Annotated in this window: 19 protein-coding genes; 2 read left to right on the forward strand and 17 right to left on the reverse strand. The window is 44.2% G+C overall.

What is annotated here, in order from left to right:
• Positions 1 to 17: 17 nt before the first annotated feature.
• From LC048_RS16870 to nirB, 14 genes are all read right to left on the reverse strand, one after another.
• Complete coding sequence (locus LC048_RS16870) at positions 18 to 1,163, reverse strand: acyl-CoA dehydrogenase family protein (protein ID WP_306048186.1); 1,146 nt, start codon at positions 1,161 to 1,163, stop codon at positions 18 to 20.
• A 28-nt stretch (positions 1,164 to 1,191) separates the two neighbouring features.
• Positions 1,192 to 2,715, reverse strand: coding sequence for a class I adenylate-forming enzyme family protein (locus LC048_RS16875; protein ID WP_226601380.1), 1,524 nt, complete (start codon positions 2,713 to 2,715; stop codon positions 1,192 to 1,194).
• 454 nt (positions 2,716 to 3,169) lie between these two features.
• The gene (locus tag LC048_RS16880; protein ID WP_306048188.1) at positions 3,170 to 4,672 is read right to left on the reverse strand and encodes a sigma-54 interaction domain-containing protein; all 1,503 of its coding nucleotides are present in this window, start codon (positions 4,670 to 4,672) and stop codon (positions 3,170 to 3,172) included.
• Positions 4,665 to 5,219 (reverse strand): CBS domain-containing protein, encoded by a 555-nt coding sequence (locus LC048_RS16885; RefSeq protein ID WP_306048190.1) that lies wholly within the window; start codon positions 5,217 to 5,219, stop codon positions 4,665 to 4,667. The genes LC048_RS16880 and LC048_RS16885 overlap by 8 nt, the downstream gene beginning before the upstream one ends.
• A gap of 166 nt (positions 5,220 to 5,385) precedes the next feature.
• A complete protein-coding gene (locus LC048_RS16890; RefSeq protein WP_226601382.1) occupies positions 5,386 to 6,153 on the reverse strand; it encodes a 3-hydroxyacyl-CoA dehydrogenase in 768 nt (255 codons plus the stop codon).
• Between the two features lie 18 nt (positions 6,154 to 6,171).
• Positions 6,172 to 6,588 carry a hypothetical protein gene (locus tag LC048_RS16895; RefSeq protein ID WP_226601383.1) on the reverse strand — a complete coding sequence of 139 codons (417 nt, stop codon included), beginning with the start codon at positions 6,586 to 6,588 and terminating at the stop codon, positions 6,172 to 6,174.
• A gap of 91 nt (positions 6,589 to 6,679) precedes the next feature.
• Positions 6,680 to 7,420 carry a DMT family transporter gene (locus LC048_RS16900; RefSeq protein ID WP_371932073.1) on the reverse strand — a complete coding sequence of 247 codons (741 nt, stop codon included), beginning with the start codon at positions 7,418 to 7,420 and terminating at the stop codon, positions 6,680 to 6,682.
• Positions 7,314 to 7,598, reverse strand: coding sequence for an EamA family transporter (locus LC048_RS25130; protein ID WP_371931922.1), 285 nt, complete (start codon positions 7,596 to 7,598; stop codon positions 7,314 to 7,316). Before LC048_RS25130 ends, LC048_RS16900 begins: the two co-directional genes overlap by 107 nt.
• A 122-nt stretch (positions 7,599 to 7,720) precedes the next feature.
• On the reverse strand, positions 7,721 to 8,347 hold the full coding sequence (locus LC048_RS16905; protein WP_226601385.1) for an NAD(P)-binding protein: 627 nt from the start codon (positions 8,345 to 8,347) through the stop codon (positions 7,721 to 7,723).
• 167 nt (positions 8,348 to 8,514) lie between these two features.
• Entirely contained in the window at positions 8,515 to 9,252 is a 738-nt protein-coding gene (locus tag LC048_RS16910; RefSeq protein ID WP_306048192.1) for a sirohydrochlorin chelatase, read from the reverse strand.
• Between the two features lie 26 nt (positions 9,253 to 9,278).
• Complete coding sequence (locus tag LC048_RS16915; protein ID WP_306048194.1) at positions 9,279 to 10,463, reverse strand: SAM-dependent methyltransferase; 1,185 nt, start codon at positions 10,461 to 10,463, stop codon at positions 9,279 to 9,281.
• Positions 10,405 to 10,743, reverse strand: coding sequence for a uroporphyrinogen-III C-methyltransferase (locus tag LC048_RS16920; protein ID WP_306048196.1), 339 nt, complete (start codon positions 10,741 to 10,743; stop codon positions 10,405 to 10,407). Before LC048_RS16920 ends, LC048_RS16915 begins: the two co-directional genes overlap by 59 nt.
• Before the next feature lie 48 nt (positions 10,744 to 10,791).
• Positions 10,792 to 11,112 carry a nitrite reductase (NAD(P)H) small subunit gene (locus LC048_RS16925; RefSeq protein ID WP_226601388.1) on the reverse strand — a complete coding sequence of 107 codons (321 nt, stop codon included), beginning with the start codon at positions 11,110 to 11,112 and terminating at the stop codon, positions 10,792 to 10,794.
• Positions 11,113 to 11,127: 15 nt separating this feature from the next.
• Positions 11,128 to 13,554, reverse strand: coding sequence for a nitrite reductase large subunit NirB (gene nirB / locus LC048_RS16930; RefSeq protein WP_226601389.1), 2,427 nt, complete (start codon positions 13,552 to 13,554; stop codon positions 11,128 to 11,130).
• A gap of 252 nt (positions 13,555 to 13,806) precedes the next feature.
• Between nirB and LC048_RS16935 the strand changes: the two genes are divergently transcribed.
• Together LC048_RS16935 and LC048_RS16940 are read left to right on the forward strand one after the other, a co-directional pair.
• On the forward strand, positions 13,807 to 14,175 hold the full coding sequence (locus LC048_RS16935) for a DUF948 domain-containing protein (protein ID WP_226601390.1): 369 nt from the start codon (positions 13,807 to 13,809) through the stop codon (positions 14,173 to 14,175).
• A gap of 215 nt (positions 14,176 to 14,390) precedes the next feature.
• Positions 14,391 to 16,772, forward strand: coding sequence for a M14 family zinc carboxypeptidase (locus LC048_RS16940; RefSeq protein ID WP_306048198.1), 2,382 nt, complete (start codon positions 14,391 to 14,393; stop codon positions 16,770 to 16,772).
• Between the two features lie 38 nt (positions 16,773 to 16,810).
• On the opposite strand, the gene LC048_RS16945 is transcribed toward LC048_RS16940, so the two are convergent.
• The 3 genes from LC048_RS16945 to LC048_RS16955 all read right to left on the reverse strand — a co-directional run bounded on the left by LC048_RS16945 (position 16,811) and on the right by LC048_RS16955 (position 19,505).
• Complete coding sequence (locus tag LC048_RS16945) at positions 16,811 to 17,236, reverse strand: hypothetical protein (protein WP_226601392.1); 426 nt, start codon at positions 17,234 to 17,236, stop codon at positions 16,811 to 16,813.
• A 422-nt stretch (positions 17,237 to 17,658) separates the two neighbouring features.
• Positions 17,659 to 18,849 (reverse strand): M14 family metallopeptidase, encoded by a 1,191-nt coding sequence (locus tag LC048_RS16950; protein ID WP_306048200.1) that lies wholly within the window; start codon positions 18,847 to 18,849, stop codon positions 17,659 to 17,661.
• 86 nt (positions 18,850 to 18,935) lie between these two features.
• Positions 18,936 to 19,505: a TetR/AcrR family transcriptional regulator gene (locus LC048_RS16955; RefSeq protein ID WP_226601394.1), complete on the reverse strand. Its 570-nt coding sequence runs from the start codon at positions 19,503 to 19,505 to the stop codon at positions 18,936 to 18,938.
• Between the last annotated feature and the right edge of the window lie 7 nt (positions 19,506 to 19,512).

Here is a 19,512-nt window from a genome sequence, read left to right on the forward strand (position 1 = left end):
GTTAATCAAATCTATGTCTATAATCCTAGATTTTTAGCAATGATGGTTTTCATGATTTCATTTGTTCCGGCATAAATACTGGCAACCGGGATATCGCGGAATCTTCTCGCAATCTCGTATTCTTCCATATATCCATAACCTCCATGGAGCTGCATGCACTCCGCGGCGATTTTCTTCGCGCTGTCTGTCATCTTCCACTTGGCCATCGATACCTTCGTGACGACATCCTTGCCTTCAATATGCTCGGCGATCAACTGGTCAAGGAAAGCTCTGCTCATCTCAATCTCTGTCGCCATCTCGACAATCTTAAATTGCGTGTTCTGGAATTTGCTGACCGGCTTGCCGAATGCTTCGCGGCTTTTCACATACTCTATTGTCTGCTTCAGCATGACCTCAGATGCTGTTTGCGCAGCAATCGCAACAAGCAGGCGTTCCTGCTGGAGCTTTTCCATTAAGTAAAGGAATCCCTTCCCTTCATCTCCAAGCAAATTCTCTTTTGGCACCCGACAATCCTCAAATATAAGCTCTGCCGTATCCTGACAGTGCAGTCCCACCTTGTTCAGCTTCCTCCCTCGGGAAAAACCTGGTGTATCCCGCTCAATCACAAGCAAGCTGACACCCTTATGCTTCGGGTTCGCTTTCGGATCGGTCTTGCAGGCTACAACAATCAAATCAGACTGGATCCCGTTGGTGATGAAGGTTTTTTGTCCATTTACAATATAGTGGTCACCATCAAGAATGGCTGTCGTCTGAATGTTCGCCAAATCCGAACCTGTCCCTGGTTCAGTCATCGCGATGACCGTAATGATTTCACCTGTCGTACACTTTGGCAGCCAGCGTTTTTTCTGCTCCTCTGTTCCATAGGCAGTAATATATGGAACCACGATGTCATTATGCAATCCGACACCTACCAGGCCCGATCCCACCCGTTCGAGCTCTTCGTTGATGACAACAGCAAATCCCCAGTCGACCTCGCTGCCTCCATACTCCTCATCGATATCCGGGCAAAGATAACCCTGCTCACCCATTTTCTCCCAGAATGATCGCGGGATCATTCGCTCTTCTTCCCACAGGTCGTAGAAAGGATATGCTTCCTTCTCTAAAAACTTCCTAAGTGACCTGCGAAAAATTTCATGGTCATTGGTTAAATAAGGGTGTTTCATTTTTGTATCCCCCTTCTCTCTCAAACTATTAAAGCTTCACTTCATTCAGTTTCTGGCGAAGCTGATATTTCAGGATTTTACCAGAAGCATTCCTTGGCAAAGCCTCCTCGATAAATATCTTTCTTGGAACTTTATAGCCAGCCAATTTTTGCCGGCAGAAAGCCTTAAGCTCCTGCTCTTCAACAGCTGCACCCTGCTTTGGCACGATGACCGCACAGACTGCTTCACCCCATACTTCATCCGGCAGACCGATGATGGCTGCTTCCAGTACGGCAGGGTGTTCATAAAGGACCTCTTCTACTTCAATTGAATACACATTTTCCCCGCCGGAAATGATCATGTCTTTTTTCCGGTCGACCAGGGTGATATATCCGTCTTCATCGACCGTTGCAAGGTCACCGGTATATAGCCATCCTTCCTTAATTGTTTTAGCCGTTTCTTCAGGCTTCTTATAGTATTCTTTCATGATGGATTCGCCTTTGATAATGAACTCACCGACTGCACCAGGCTTGATATCTTTACCTTCTTCATCCACCACTCTAGCTTCTGTCAGGAATGCGGCTTTCCCTCCCTTTCCAAGGTGGTGTCTGTGCCCTTCCGGACCTAGCAGAATGCCGCCAGGACCAGCCTCGGTCAGGCCGCAAAGATTGTAAAATTGGTCAGTCTTGAAAAGTTCCATGCTCTTACGTACAAGTTCGGGAGCCATCGGTGCAGCGCCATAGCCGCATCTTTTGATTGAAGTAAGGTCGTAATCAGATGCATTCGGTACCTGAAGCATAAAGTTGTACATCGCCGGCACTCCAAAGAAGTGGGTGATTTTATGTTCTTGAATGGCTTGAAGCGTTGTGACTGGATGGAAATCCCGGTGGATGATATGGGTTGCTCCAAGGACGATCCCCGAAACCAAGAATAGATTAAGCTGTGCCGAATGAAACAGCGGGGCGATATGGAGGATTCTTTCCTCCTGGTTGATGCCCATACTGATCATCATCGTCAAGCCGACATTGAAGACTCTTTTATGGTCAAACAAAGCACCTTTGGGCCTTCCGGTCGTCCCGGATGTATACAAGATTTCAAGATCATCATGATCGCTTACTTCAACTTGTGGATCAATGACTTTATCGGAAAGGACATGATTCAATGAATGATGTCCAACTGCTTTAGGGGTACCAGTCGTGATGACATGTGCTGCATTTGTTCCTTCACGTGCTGAAGTAATGATGTCCTCAAATTCATCATCACAAATCACCAACACAGTGCCGGACTGTTCCAATATGTAATGGACCTCGGATGCTGTCAGGCGGAAATTCACCGGTACGATCACCGCACCAATTTTAGCTCCTGCAAAAAAAGCAAACACAAACTGATCAGAGTTCTTCATCATTAAAGCAAGCTTATCGCCCTTGTGAATCCCCAGGCTGAGCAGTCCGTGGGCTAGCTTGTTCACTTCCTCATTAAACTGCTTGTACGTATAGCTCCTTCCTTCACATTCAATAGCAAGCTTCTCTGGTGTTTTCCTGGCATTTTGCGCTAAATATGACCCGATATCCATACACAAATTCCCCCTTGGTTAAATTTGAAAACGCATTCATATTTTTATATGCAATAATTATGCCAATTTTCCGAAAATGATAAATGCAGTTAAATCAAGTATTAATCAATGGTGGCGCTGATCGAAGTGTCCGGAAATTGAACACCTTTTCTGGACACTATTTTGATGGGCGACTATTTGTTTCAGTCCTAGCCAGCAACCTTGCTCATATTGTGTTTTAAATGCTAGAGTTAGCAACTTTATTGATTGTAGTTCTGATTTCATTGGCGATTTTCATATTTGAATGGTTGATTACACAATATAAATAGTGATGTTCAATTTTTATTGGCGGTTTTCACAATTTTATTGGCATTAGTTCAATTTATTGTCGAAGTTCACAACTTTATTGGCGATAATTTTATTTTATTGGCGAACTGGAAAAACACATGTGTTTTTCCAGTTCGAATAGTGCCTACTATACACTCAGCTCGTATTTCTTAATTTTTTCATATAGGCCTGAGCGGCTGATGCCAAGCAGTCTTGCTGCCTTTGCTTTGTTCCCGTTCGTCTGGTTAAGGGCTTTTTTAATGGCACCGAGCTCGGCATCTTCGGCAAGGCTGATTTGTTCAGTAGGTGGAGTGGATAGTTGCGAGATTAAATAATCTGGCAGGTCCTCAGCCTGAATTTTCCCATGCTCGGCAAACGTCATCGCGCGCTCAAGGACATTCCTCAGCTCACGGACATTGCCTGGCCATCCATAGCTTAGGAGTGCTTCCTTTGTCTGGGATGAGATTCCTGTGATGCTCGTGCCCAGCATATAGTTCAATTCTTTCATTAAACCGATGATCAAATACTCCACATCCTGCACGCGCTCCCTTAGTGGCGGGATGTTCAACGAAATGACGTTCAGGCGATAGTAAAGGTCCTCTCTGAATTCCCCTTGCTTCACCATTTCTTCCAAGTTACGGTTCGTCGCCGCGATAATACGAACATCAACCTTCACCCTGACATTTCCGCCTACCCTGTAAAACTCTCGCTCCTGCAGGACTCTCAGCAGTTTTGCCTGAAGGGAGAGTGACATATCGCCGATTTCATCGAGGAAAAGTGTACCGCCATTCGCCAGGTCAAACTTGCCGATTTTACCGCGTTGCTTTGCCCCTGTAAAGGCCCCCTCTTCATATCCGAAAAACTCTGATTCTAGCAGGTCCTCCGGGATAGCGGCACAATTGACAACGACAAACTTGCCATCGCTCCTGGCACTGCTGTTATGGATGGCATGCGCGAACAATTCCTTCCCTGTCCCACTTTCTCCCCTGACCAGTACTGTGGACCTTCCTTTCGCTGCTTTGGCTGCGCTTTTCTTTAGTCTTTCCATATTAGGATCTTTGCTGAATATATGATCCCATGTGAATCTTGCAGACTCTGATTTCTGCAGCTGCTGGTGGTAAAAGCTTGCCTTGTTCTCGGCTTTTTGAAGCTTCTTGAACAACTCGCTGACCTCATTCAACTGACGGAACATCACTTTTCCAATCGCTCCGATGACCTTGCCATCCTTCATGATTGGAATTCGATGGACAATATATCTTATTCCGTTCATTTCGTGAAAATCGCTGACTTCCGCCATTTCCGAACTAAATACATTACCAAGCTTCAGCTGAGGAAGTATTTGATCGACTGGTTTATACAAAACTTCTGTTTTTTCCAGGTTGAACAATTCGAGCAGCGGAGGGCTGACCATCGTGATCATGTTCTTATCATCGGTCATCAGGATTCCATCATACGCATTTTCAAGCGTCGTTTCGATAGTCAGTTTCAGTTTTTTGACGGTCTCCAATTCTTCAGCCATTTTTTCAAATTCAGAAATATCCTGAAACAACAGGATTTTCCCTTCTTCATGATTCACTGTTTCATAAGAAGAGATATGAAGAATCGATTTGAATTTTTCATAATGATGAGGCGTTTTATTTTCTTCAAGCAAGCCGGGAAAAATTTCGTCCAGCTCCCCTGGACATTATTGAATCAACAGACCGGCCGCTGATTTTGGCAAAAGCTTCATTTGCATAAACGACCTGCATACCGCCGTCCGTCATGAGTACGCCGATATTGGAATGCTGCAGGATTGTTTCCAGCTGGTCCTTAAGTGTATTGGCTGATTTTAATAGAGCGCCCACCATATCTGTCTTGGTCAGTAAACCGATGACCTTGTTTTGCTCATCCAGCACTACTCCGGTACCAACCTTGCTCGTTTTTACGATTTTTTCGATTTCCCGGTAAGGGGTATCAATCCTAATTGATCTCACGTGCTTCTTTATGTATGGCTGGATTGTTGCATCAAGCGGACTGCCATCGAGGACCATCTGATACAGTCCGCTCCGGGTAAAAACACCATGCAAATTCTGTTCTCCATCTGTCACCGGCAGCAGATTCCATTTCTTCTTTTTAAAAATTTCAAGCGCCTCTCGCAAAGTTGTTTCATCCGTGACCTCACAGTCTACAGGTGTCACAATATCCCTGAATTCAATCAATCATTTCCCTCCTCTAAAGAAGAAATTTCTGAATATTATAACTTCAATTATATAGAACTGTCAGGGAAAGGTACACTTTGATACGTAAAAAAACCTGCTTCCCAATAAGGTGCAGGCTCTAAGTTTGAATAATTATTGTTCAATATCCAAGTACTTGTCCAAAATCTTATTTAGGCTGCATGCGGATGGCTCCGTCCAGTCGGATTGTTTCGCCATTCAGCATTGGATTTGTCAGGATGCTTTCAGCAAGCAGCGCATATTCCTCGGGATAACCAAGACGCTGCGGGAATGGCACCATTTTACCAAGAGAGTCCCTTGCTTCTTCCGGCAGCGAATCGAACATCGGTGTATGGAAAAGCCCTGGTGCAATTGTCATGACACGGATACCGTATGCAGCAAGTTCCCTTGCAATCGGAAGTGTCATACCTACAACTCCGCCTTTTGAAGCGCTGTAGGCAGCCTGCCCAATCTGGCCGTCAAACGCAGCAACGGATGCTGTATTAATGATGACGCCACGTTCGCCCAGTTCATTTGCTTCATTTTTCGACATCTGCTCTGAAGCAAGCCTGATGACATTGAAGGTTCCGATCAAGTTGATCGAGATTACCTTTGAAAACATGTCCAGGGCATGGACACCTTTTCGCGATAACAGCTTGCCCGCTACGCCAATCCCGGCACAGTTAACAACCGTGTTGATTGACCCGAATGATTCCATGGCTTTGTTGATTGCATTTGATACTGCTTCCTCACTCGTTACATCTGTTTTAATAAAAACTGTTTGTCCACTAAGTTCTTTGACAAGCGTATCGCCGCGTTCCACTGACAAATCAAGTATCGCAGCCTTTCCCCCTTGCTCAACAATTCGCCTGACTGTTGCTTCCCCCAATCCAGACGCTCCGCCTGTAACAATCGCCTTTACTTCACTCATTTTCATTTTGTTTGACCTCCACTTTTATAAAATTGTTAGTTTTATATAAAGCAAGAATCGTGCCAGGTCTGTTTTGCATGAAAATAAAGAGACCGTTTGCGACAACTGTCCAAAATCAGGACTGTTCTTTTGGAAAATGGACACTTTGCGACCTTGAGCTCTGATGTAAACTTCTGGCCAGATGAAACTTGAGCTAATTTTATTGATTATTCTCCGTTGTGTTTGTTTTTTCATCGTTGGATTAAGCTTGACCCCCGCTGGAACGTGTTTTATCCCCGTTGAATCAAGTTTAATCCCCCTTGGAGAAAGTTTAATCCCCGTTTGAACGAATATATTCTCCTTTGAATCTGATTTATTCCCCGTTGGGCCGCAAAATCGCTTTTTAATACCAGTTGGACTCAATTTAATTTCAGTTGATGCTGTTTTAATACCAGTTGGCATTGATTTAATTCCAGTTGTGCCCGTTTTAATACCAGTCGGGTGTTTTACTATGCAAAAAGGGCTGAGCCGAAGCCCTGCCCCTATAACAATATTAAGCCGCGTTCCGTTTCGCCCTGTTTCTCAGCATCAATTCCTCAAGCGCTCCAGAACCGAATATAACACCGGAGACGATAAAAAGCAGTCCCAAAAGGTGTGAGGATGTAATATGTTCCCCAAGGAAGATAGCTGCGAACATAATTGACAGGAATGTATTCAAGTTAAGGAAAATGGATGCTTCCGCGGGTCCAGCCTTGCCGATTGCGTAATTGTAGAGCATATGCCCTACTGCCGTGGCGAAGATTGCTGATGCGAAAAACACGCTCCACACCCCGATCGAAGCATTTCCTAAGCTTGCTAATCCACTTGGCTCTTTCCACAGTCCGATGAAAAACATCATGATTGAGCCGAAAATCAGCATATATCCCGTTAACAAACGTGGATCGAGGGTTTTTGCTGCTTTGGAAATGATGATGAAGCTGATCGCCTGTGAGAGAATGGAAAGAAATACGTAAAAGTCGCCAATTGACATGCCTGAAACTGCATCACTTCCAGCCATCACAGTCAACGAGACGCCAATCCCTCCGAAGATAAAACCCAGTGTCCGTACAAATGTCAGACGTTTTCCCAGGAATAAAATCGCCATCAAAGCAGTCAGCAATGGACCCATACCGAGGATCAGCCCACCGTTAACAGCGGATGTCACTTTTAAACCTATTCCAAGGAATAAATGGTGGCCAGTGACATTCAGGATTGCCCCGCCAAATATATATTTCCACTCCTGCCTTGATGGCAGCCGTACTTTTTTTCAAGAAAAATAGAATGATAAACACCGAGACTCCAGCCGTGAAGACGCGGAGTGAGGTGATGGTAATTGGCGGGAAATTTCCCACTATGATTTTAAGGGCGGTTACGTTCATTCCCCACAAAAACATGACTCCTGTAAGGATTAGATAGATTTGAAGATTTTTCATGGTGTTTCCTTCTTTCAACTACAGTACTAAAGAATACTCTCCATTTTACTCCTTTTTTTCAAAAGGGCAAGAGGAAGAAAGAAGGGAAAATGTTAATAAAGAGGAGGGAAGTAATATGTCCATTACTGTCCCTCCTCTTTGATTGCTTCTTCCAGTAGAGCGGCAAATCTTCCTTCCCGCTCGTCCGACTCTAAAAAGCTACTGTCTGTAATAGCCATCAGCAATTGTTTTTTTACTGTGCCATCTTTTACAGACGAAATGATTTTTTTTCGGCATGCTGCCAGGAACTCCAGGTAGCTATCGTATTGTTCGTCAAATGTCTGTTCCAGCTGGGTGCAAATCTTTTTAGCCAGAATCGGGCTTGCTCCAGATGTCGAGACAGCAATGGTCAATCTGCCTCTTTTCATGAAGGATGGAACCTGGAAGTCAGATTCCGCCGGGTCATCCGCAAGATTTACCAGTTGATGTGGTGCAGCGTCCATTTTAACTGCCAGATTCGTATCGTGGTCATTAGTGGCTGCAATGATGAGCAGCGCTCCTTCGAGATCCTTTTCTTCATAGGATGTTGGATGCCAGGAAATTCGGTCTGCGTCGGCAAGACTTAGCAAATCGCTCGTTAATTCCGGGCTCACTACCTTCACTTTTGCTCCCGCATCCAGCAGGCCAAGGACTTTTCGATGAGCAACTTTGCCTCCGCCAATCACTACGACATCCCGATCCCGTATCCGTACATTCATAGGATAAAGCATGCTTTCACTCTCCATTTTTCTACATATGTTGACTGCGAAAATATTTTATTAGCGGAGTTCACAGTTTTATTGGCGGTTTTCACAACTTTATTCGCCAAAATTAAAATTCAATGGCGATTTTCACAATTTTATTCGAGATGTTCACATTTTGTTAGCGAAGACCACTTTTATAATTTTACCTTTGCTCTTGCTTCATCAACTCTTTGCATAAGCAGTTCGCCCAGACGCTCCTCAAAGCCCACTGGTTCGCACAGGACAATCTCTCTCTTCGGATCTTGAATCAAAATACTATTTATTGTTTCTTCCATTTTAGCGGTAAAACCGCCTGTATACAGCAAGAATGGAAGTACGTACACCTTCTCGGACGAGTCGCTTTCCATAAGCTTTTCTCCATAAAAAGGCTGAGTTGTTATATAACCAGTATCAACTTTGGATGGGACTTCCTCCCGAACCCGCGCCGCCAGTTTCTCAAATTCCGCTGCTGCCAGTGGATCTCTGCTGCCATGCCCGACTAGCAGGACGGCCTCTAAGTCCCTGCCTGAAAAGCCTTGTTCCTTCAGACGGTCGAGGACGATTTCCAGTATCGTTTCATTTACGCCAAGCGGCTCGCCATAGAATATTTTTATTTTTGGATACTTTTTCCTGACTTTTTCCAGCTCCTCTGGTATATCTACATTTGCATGGATTCCTGGAAGCAGCAATACCGGAACGACCGTTACTGAAGATGCTCCCTTTAGAATGCATGATTCGACCGCTTCGAAAATGGCTGGCTGGGCATTTTCAAGGAATCCATAGGCAGCATTCGTAATCTCCCCTGTTGAAATCACCTTCTCGATGAATGACACAAACACCTTGTTTCCTTGCTCACTTCTGCTGCCATGGCTAATGAATACCGTTGCTTCCATATCTTTCTCTCCTTTTAAAAACAAATCTAATACATCAATGCCAATTCAGATTCTTTTCTGGACAAACATTTGATCACGGTGGTTTTATTCGGTGCTGCTATTACCTCATCCGGAAAAATACCATATTCTTCTGCAGTCACCGCTGTCCTGACTCCCATGCAAACAACCTTTGCTGTTTTCAGGAGCTGCTGCGGAATGATTTCCTTAAGGATACCTTCTTCTACTATTGTTTTTACAGCCCTGCTGCTTGGCAAAACAATTGTATTGACAGAAGCCTCCTCAAGAACTCTTTTAAATATTGGTGTGAATTGTTCGTCAATGACCTTTTTTGAAGTTATGAACATATCAGCATTAAGGTAATCCTGTGAAAAATCACTATCACTTACGATTAACAGCTTTCCATCCTGAGACATGTTCCCTTCCAATTCAGCAAAGAGGCCTTTTTCATTCAATGCTTTTATTGACTTAGTTGAGCAGCCGAAAAAGTCTGCTTTAACCTTTCTGATATCGATCCCTTCAGTAAATATGATCTCAAAGAATTCCCTGACACCTTCAGGAGAGGTAAAAAGAATCTGTTCATATTCTGAAATTCTATTAAGCAGCGCCTGGTCTACAGGTACGGAAACCCTTTTCCATTTTGGGAATTCAATCACGTCTGCTCCCTGCTCCATCAACTCTCTGGCTAGTTCACTTTCATCCGTACCTGTTCGCGCTAATAAAATTTGTTTACCGAACAGCGGCTTTTTTTCAAACCAATTCAACTTATCCCGAAGTGAAACGATATCGCCTACCAGGGTGATGGCAGGATTGGTAAAATTTACTTCCTTCGCCTTAGTGGCAATATTGGACAGAGTTCCCTCCAAAGTCTGCTGCCTGGAAAAGGTTCCCCATTGGATGAGGATCACTGGTGTATCTGCCGGTTTTCCATTCTTGATTAGATTATCGCTGATATACGGAAGGTTTGAAATCCCCATGTAAAAGGCAATTGTGTCGATACCTGAGGCAAGTCCCTTCCAGTCCAATTTTGGCTGGCCATTTTCTGATTTATCATGGGCAGTCACGACTGCAAAGGATTCGCCAAATTCACGGTGGGTGACGGGAATACCGGCATAAAGAGGTGCAGATATTCCCGATGTGATTCCCGGAACAATGTCAAAGGTAAGCCCATTGTCGGCCAGAGCTGCTGCTTCTTCGCCTACACGTCCAAACACGCCAGGATCGCCGCCCTTGAGGCGGACTACAATTTTTTCCCTCCAGAACTTTTGAAACCAGAAGGTCGTTGATCATTTCCTGGCGAAGGACGTGCCGGTCCGGCAGCTTGCCACAGTAAATCAGCTCGCAATCCTGAGGAGCATAATCCAGCAGTTTCGGATTGGCAAGTCGGTCATATAAAATGACCTGCGCCTTTTTGATGGCCTCCAATCCCTTTACTGTGATCAACTGTACGTCTCCAGGCCCTGCACCGACTAAAAATGCTCTTCCTTTTTCCATTGTGTTCCCGCCCTTTCAATTATGAAGAGGGAGAGTCCCTCTCTTAGGTCAAATTGTTATATACACTTCATTTTCAATTACTTCAACATGATACGTTTTTACTTCGCCTGTATCTGGTGCCTGAACTTTCCCGTCATCGAGCGAGATTTTCAGGTCATAGACTGGACAGTAGATAAAATTCCCACTCACGAGTGCATCAGCAAGAGTTCCACCTTTTCTGTGGGGGCTGCGGTTTTCGACAGCCTTGACATCCCCGTTGGTTATTTTAAACAAGACGATGTTCTCACCATTTACTGTGACTGCCTGCCCTGTCCCAACAGGAAGGGAATGATAATCAGCCACATTGATTCTGACTTTTGTCATTTGCATTTCGATTCATCCTCTCTATTCAACCGTTACGCTGCGGATTTGATAATACTTTTCTTTTATTCCATTATCTTGAATCGCTTCCTGCCATGGCTCGTTATAGCGCTCCAATGTCTTATCCAGTCTTTCATTCAACTGCTTTCTCATGTTTTCATCAGCGAGGACTTCTTTGACATGTTCAAGTCCCATTCTTTCAGACCAAGGTGCAGTTCTTTCAAGATAGGCAGCTGTTTCACGATAGTATTGAAGGTACGCTCCTGTTATTTCCAATGCCTCTTCTTTTGTCTTGACAGTATCAAGCAGGTCGGCAGCACGCAGATCAGTTCCGCCATTTCCGCCAATATAGATTTCCCAGCCGCCATCGACTCCTACAAAGCCAATGTCCTTAATTCCGGACTCCGCACAGTTTCTTGGACAAGCAGATACTCCCATTTTGACTTTATGCGGTGTATCAAGGCGCTCAAACTTTTTCTCGAGCTGTATTCCAAGACCCATAGAATCCTGGGTGCCAAACCGGCAGAACTTTTCGCCTACACAGGTTTTTACTGTGCGAAGCGTTTTTCCATAAGCATATCCGGATGGCATCCCCAGATCTTCCCACATTGCCGGAAGGTCATCTTTATTGACACCGAACAAGCCAATCCTCTGTCCGCCCGTCAGTTTTACGAGTGGAACATTGTACTTCTCGGCAACTTCTGCAATTTTCTTCAAATCTGCAGCAGTCGTCACGCCGCCATACATTCTTGGCACAACAGAATATGTTCCATCCTTCTGGATGTTGGCATGCATCTTTTCGTTAACCAGCCTTGAATCGCGTTCATCTTTATACCCATCATAGTGAACCATTCCAAGATAATAATTGATTGCCGGACGGCATTTTGAACATCCTTCCTCCTGGGACCAGCCGAGAACGTTCATGACTTCCCTGACATTGGTCAAACCCTTAGCCCTGATTTCAGCCACTACTTCATCTTTGCTTAAAGTCGTACAGCCGCAAATCCCTGCCTTTTTCGCGGAAGTATCATACTGATCACCAAGTGTGAATGCGAGGATATCGGATATGAGCGATTTGCATCTTCCGCAAGAACGTCCTGCATTCGTGCAGCCACCCACTTCGTCAACCGTCGTCAATTCATTAGTCCGGATTGCTTCGACAATCGTTCCTTTTGTGACGCCATTGCAGCCGCAGACAAGCTCGTCATCGGCCATCGCCTTTACATCGCCCGCTTCTCCGCCACCGCCGCAGCATCCGCTTGCTTCTAGAATCGACACGCTTGTCATGCCGCTAATGTCTTCTCTTTTCGTCAGCATTCTGAACAGGCGATTGCTGTCCTTTGTGTCACCATAAAGCACAATCCCGGCAATCATGTTGTCTCGAATGACAATTTTTTTGTAGATTCCATCAAACTCATTGTGGACCTTGATTGATTTCGTTCCTTCGTCATCGCCGATTTCACCTGCAGAGAACAAATCACAGCCAGATACCTTCAGCTGAGTCCCGCAAATCGTTCCTTCATATGGATTCGTTGGGATTCCTGCTAGGTTAGCAGCAAGTACTTTTCCCTGTTCATAAAGCGGTGCGACAAGACCATAGACGATTTCCCTATGTTCAGCACATTCCCCGACAGCATAAATATTCGGAACATCTGTCTCCATATAATCATTGACGACAACTCCTCTGTTGACATAGATGCCGTTATCCTTTGCCAGCTGTACATTCGGCCGGATTCCAACAGCCATGACAATAAGATCAGCCTGTATTTCGGAACCATCTGAGAATCTAAGTCCTGTTACCCTTTCCTCACCTAAAATTTCCGCAGTCTGTTTTTCAAGCAAGAAATTCATACCCTGGTTTTCCAGCTCTTTTCTCAGCATTCCTGAAGCTGTTTCATCAAGCTGTCTTTCCATCAGATGCGGCATCAAATGGACAACATCGACTTCCATCCCCAAATTCAGCAAGCCTCTCGCAGCTTCCAGGCCTAACAGCCCACCGCCAATTACAGCGGCCTTTTTATACTTCTTGGAATCTTTGATCATCATTTCACAATCGTGGATGTCACGAAAACCGACGACTCCCTTTTTATCCGATCCAGGCACTGGAAGAATAAACGAGCTTGAGCCTGTAGCGATGATCAACTCATCATAATCTAGTAAACGTCCTTGATCAGATATTACCTGTTTCTTCTGTTTGTCTATCCCGACCACTGCTTCTCCTGTATAAAGCTGGATGCTATTACCCTTATACCAATCCCAGTCATTCATGATAATGTCTTCGATCGACTTATCTCCCTGAAGGACTGTGGATAACATGATTCTATTGTAATTTGGATGAGGCTCATTCCCGAAAATAGTGATATCATATCCATCTGGCTGGAGCTTAAGCAGTTCTTCAATCGTCCTGACTCCTGCCATTCCGTTCCCTATCATGACTAGTTTCTTTTTCATCTCGTTTGTCCTCCCATGGTAAAAGCTTTTGTTCCGGAGTTTTCATTAATGATATTTCCTCTATGTTTAAATTGTATTGTGATTTAAGTCTCTTGTTTGTGAAGTTCGTCACACTTCAGGTTAAGTTTGTGCATTATTTCACAAATACTTCAAAATTAGAAATTTCCACCTTTCTAATGAATAGCAGTTATGTCACAGCTAAAATTGGGTATTGTACATGTAATGGAATTAATGTAAAAGGAGGCAGATTTCATGATCATTGTTTATATAAGTATCGCTGTGATCGTGGCAGCCCTGGGTTATCTTGGATATGTTGTCTATAAAACATATAAAGATGCCAAGCCAACGATTGATAGCCTTCAGGAGACAGCCACACGGGTCCAAAATAAAACGAATGCAATCAAGGAAGAAACTGATTCACTCAAGTTTAAACAGCAGAAGCTGATGACTGATTTTGAAAAGAAAAAGAAAGCTGTCAACACCGTTGTTTTTTCAGTAAAACAAACACCTGTTGAATTCAAGAACGCTCTTGTTGCAAAACCTGTCACAGAGCTTGAACAGAAGTATAAAGCAAGACAATGGAACCGAAAGCGCCGCAACAGAACAATACAGCCACAATAAAACAGGGCAACCAGCCCTGTTTTTTATTTTGCCTCTGCATGGTGTCTTTGTACCTATACCCTCCCTCCAATTAATTTCCCAACCAGACTATAATCCAGGATAATAAACGCTGATGCTGTCGAGACGAATAATTAGGAATTTCGTACGATTTACGAAATTATTTTTAATGATTATTATGTATAAATATACAAAAAATATATCGGAGGAATACATAAATGAAGCATAAAAAGATTATCTCTGGTGTAGTGGCTGCAAGCTTGCTGGCCTCCTCACCATGGACTCCCGCGCTTGCCGATTCACTCAAGTGGAATTATGTTAATGCATATGAGGAACAGGACGGCAGCTTATTCAACAGCGAAAACTATGATTTTATGAAATTCTCGGAAATCGGCGACAAGCTCGCACAAATCGAGAAGCAATCCAATCGTGTGAAAGTCGAAGTAAAAGGCCAATCATCCAAAGGTCAGCCCCTTTATGTCGTGACGATTGCTGCACCTGACACTCAGGGCAAGTTCGGCAAAATTCAGGCTTTAAGAAAACAAATGTTCATAAACCCTGGCAAAGCACAGGATTGGATTGAAAATAATCCGGACTTCAAGGTGCCAATCATGATCAATGGCTCCATTCACGGCACCGAGTTTATCGGCAGTGATGCTGTCATGCAGCTGATCGAGCGCTTTGCACTTGAAAATGACGACACAACGAAGACAATCCTTGAAAATAATATCTTGATCTTCAATGTTGTCCAGAATCCTGATGGCCGTATCGATGCTACACGTTTCAACGGAGAAGGAATCGATTTGAATCGTGACTTCATCACCCAGTCACAGCCGGAAACCCAGGAAACTGTTGCCCTGATCAAGGAATGGAATCCAATGGTCTTCCTTGATACACATGGCTATGTGAAAAATTATGCACCAAACAAGCAGGGTCTTATTGAACCTTGTACGGTTCCTCACAACCCCAATTATGAATATGACCTTTATGAAAAGTGGGCATTGGACCAGGCAGAAGCGATGGAAACTGAAATCATGTCCAACAAGGGAAGCTTTACCGGCAGTCTCTATCAGTCAATGGAAGGAACCTACATTCCTCAGCGCGATGACGCGGAAGGCTGGGATGATTATCCGCCGATCTTCACGCCAATGTATGCAATGTACCACGGAGCATACGGTCATACGCTTGAAGCGCCAACGAATGATCTGGACGGCGTTCGCTGGATGTATGACGCCATCATGGGCGCATTGAAAAATGCTACAGATAACAAGCAGGAAATGATCAAAGACCAAATCGAGATGTTCGAGCGCGGCATTAATTTTGACCACCCATTCCATGAAGAAGGCTTCTTCCCTACTACTGCCTATGTTCTGCCTGTAAATCATGAAGATCCAACTGTGACACAGAAGGCTGTCAAACATCTGCAGAAAAATGATATTGACGTCGTCCAGGCTTCCAAGGCTTTTACAGCAGACCGTCAGTCTTATCCTAAAGGCACGTATATCGTAAAAATGGACCAGGCAAAAGCCGGCCTTGCCAATACGATGCTGTGGGATGGCGAAGACATTACAGAAGATGTTGATGCCATGTACGACATTTCAGCATGGAGCCTGCCAGAGCTCTGGGGCTTCGAGGCAATTCCGGTTCAAAGCGAGTTTGCTTTGACAGCGACAAAAGTGAACCAGGTTCAGGAGCAAGGCACTGTCAGCGGCAAAGGGCCCTTCCTTATTCCGAATAGTTCAGTGAAAGCTGTGAACCTTGTAAATAGGCTTCTTCAGGAAGGTGTTTCTGTAAAACGCGATTCTAAAGGTGATTTTTATACAGCTGCAGCTGCGAACACAATCTCAGCAGCCGTGAAACAATCCGGATTGCATGTTAATTCAGCTAAGGTTCCTGCTGACGCAGTTGAAGTTTCAAATCTGAAGGTTGCAATCTTGAAAGATGGGGGCATGAATAAAGCCCAATCCCATTCTGGTACAAAACTCGCTCTTAAACGCCTTGGCTTCTCAGTCACTGAAGTAAGTCCAGCAGAGGTTGCAGAAGAAGGTCTTTCTAACTTTGACGTATTTGTTTACAGCGGAACGGAAGGCTTAATTGCCAAAACTCAGTCACGTGCTGGCAATAAAGAGTTCGGATTCCAAAACCCCGGTCAGTTTGACAGCTTCAAAGCCAATGTAGAGGAATTTTTAAAAAATGGCGGCAAGTATATCGCAGTCGGTGCTGGCGCTTCCCTCGCAACAAAGACATTGGGATTAACAGATGACGATATTGTCGTTGCAGGATACAGCAGCAACGGCATAGCAAAGGTAGATTACAGCGGCGAAGGTGTGACGGGAGGATACGGAGAGGACGATCTCGGTTTTGTTTATCGCCCTGTCTGGTATGAAAACACCGGTAACGATGAAGTATCCGCAACATTTGACGATAACTCCGACTTCTTCGTCGCCGGTCACTGGAAAAACAATGGTGAACCACAAGGCAAGGCAGTCATCGTGAAAGAACAGAATAAGGACGTTACAATGATCGGTCTCGAAGCTGGTTTCCGCGACCATACCGATTATCTGTTCCGACTTCTTTCCAACAGCATTTTTGAAAAATAAACATGATAAAAGCATCGGGCCCTTGTCCGATGCTTTTGTTAGTTATGAGAATAGTATTTTTCTAATAGCTTATAGTCTTTCGTCTTTTGTACTTTGATGCCATGGTTGATGGCGAATTGTTCAAGTTCAAGGACGAATTCTTCTTTATTGGACTGTGGCATGCTGATACTGAGGCTCCCCTTCACTTTAATGACCGCATTTTTAGTTGACCAGCCGATTCTTCCGAACTGGATTTTTTTGATATTATTTTGATTCAGGACGATCCGATAGATTGTAAACTTGAAAATGGTCATTCTATATTCAAGATGCTCAGGATGGATTGTCAAATAAGATCGTAATAGCGAGATAATAAGAAGTATAAAAACGGCGGAAAAATAAATAATCTTATTAGTAAATGCCAAGGTAGGCAGCATTAAAATCATTATAATAAGTATTGTTTTAGGCTTTTCAACGGAATATGTCATTTTTATGCTCCCCCATTCACCTGTGGTTTATTTTACGAAATAAAACCAAGCAATGGAATAGAAAAAGACCACCTTTTCAGGTGATCTGCTTTTTATAGATTTACTCTGTTATCATCCATTGTCGTTTTCATGAAAGTATGAGATTAGCGGAGATATTCCGGCTATTGAGTATAGAGTCCGCTTAGAAAGCAGGAATAAGTGGAGATATTCCGGTTATTGTGTATAGAGTCCGCTTAGAAAGCAGGAATAAGTGGAGGTATTCCGGCTAACTGTTTAAAATAGAACAAAATCCAATGATTTTATCTAAATAAACGGAAAAACGACCCTTATTTTTGAAGAAATAAGGGGCATTTTCAATTTAAGCGGAATTTTTCCGTTTATTTCTCAAACTCTGTGAAATCGACATTCAGTAACAACAAAGCCTATAGATAAAGTCCTGCAAGGAAGATCCCCAGGGCTTCTTCATATATCTCATCGAATTGCGATAGCGGCAGCGGGTTTATGCCGAAGCCAAGCTCGACGGTAAAACCTGGCCGGCGCCAGTCCTGGATGAACCAATCTTTGTAGCCGGCATAGCTCTCGATCGTTTTTACCGGCTGGTAGCCGCTCACCCGTGCAAATTCATTGACCATAGCTTCTGCTTCCGGAGGTTCAAGGTTGTCAAAGCCCCAATAAATCACTTCCCCTTGAGTATGGAAGGCAAGAACCCTGGAGAAATCACGCCTTTGGGTCATTTCTGCCATCGCAATCGCTTCTGGCTCGGATAATGGGTTTGGCCCAACATAGTCCCTTGGTCCAGGCTGACTTGGGTTGCGTTCTTTTTCAAGCTCCCATTTTGCCGGGAACTGGTCGTTCAGGTCCACCCCTCTAATATTCGCCTTCCATCCGCTAAAATCCAGGCTTCCCTTATTCAATTCTACTACTCTTTCATTCCATGGCTCTGCTTCAGGCGGCCCATTGAGCACAAGATCAACACCATCAGGATTCACCATTGGAACTATCGATAGTGTCATCTGCCCATAGAAATTCTGCATGGACAGGCCGCGTATGGAGGACTTATTTGTCAATGCCAGCAGATAGTCATTCAGGAAAGTCATGATGATGGGCGTGGTGATCCATTCATTCGCATGGAAGGATCCATTATAATGAACCCGCTTATTGCCGTTCCCAATCAATGTTTCTGGCATGCTTTTACCTAAAACAGAATTGCCAATCGAAGGCACCCTCATGAACGGATAGACATTTTCCAATCGTCTCAAATCACTCACCAGTGATGCATAATCATAATTCTTCTTCCCCTGGACAATTCGCCAGGTGATCCTTAGGGGAACTTTGACCATCTGTCCGATGTAGAGCCCATTCGGATTAACATTCTTATTGACCAGCAGCAGTGCATCTACTTGCAGATTTCTGCTTTGGGCAATTTTCCAAAGAGTATCCCCAGAACGAATCCGATAATCCACCGCTGCAAAACCAGGAATCCTCACCGTCTGCCCCACATTCAAAGCATTTGGGTCGATATCACGGTTGGAATCTATAATCAACTGGAGAGGGATGTTGAACAAATTGCTAAAATACCAAAAGGAATCTCCTCTTCTCACATATATATCCATAGTGCGCCTCCTGTTCTTTCAAAGTTGCATCTATACATATGTATATGAGTAGGTTTGAAATCTATTTCAGAAGATGAAAATTAGCCTTATTTTTTCAAGCCGTGGATATAGGCGGTAACTGCAAGCTGGTAGCTTTCATCTAAATCAAGCGGCATTCCGAAACCACCTTTTTGCTCCAGCGATGCAAACCCATGCATCAGGCTTCTCAAACCGCGGACAGCATGGATTGCTTCCTCTTCCTTTAATCCAAAAGGCTGGATGGCTGAAATGACGAGATCAACGATTTTTTTGCCAGCGTCATTGACTGTCTCATCTGCAGGGTCAGGGGCTGCTAGCGCGAACTCGTACAGTCCCTGATTTCTTCTTGCAAAGGTTAAATACGCCTGGCTTAATACCATAATGGTTTCGTCTCCCTGAGACTTTCCTTGCGCTTCCTTTGCCAAACTGTTGTACAGTTTTTCAAGTGAATAAATGGCCAGCTCTCTTTTAATTCCCGGCAGCCCATCAAAGTGATTGTATAATGAAGGCGGTTTGATGTTAAGTTTTTTTGCCAGCAAAGCCAGCGTGACATATTCACTTCCTTGCTCATTCGCAAGCTCAGCAGCAGCAAGCATGATCGTATTTTTATCAAGCGCAATTTTCGGTCTTGGTGACATATTTTCA

Source organism: Mesobacillus subterraneus, assembly GCF_020524355.2.
GTDB classification, from domain to species: Bacteria; Bacillota; Bacilli; order Bacillales; family Cytobacillaceae; genus Mesobacillus; species Mesobacillus subterraneus_C.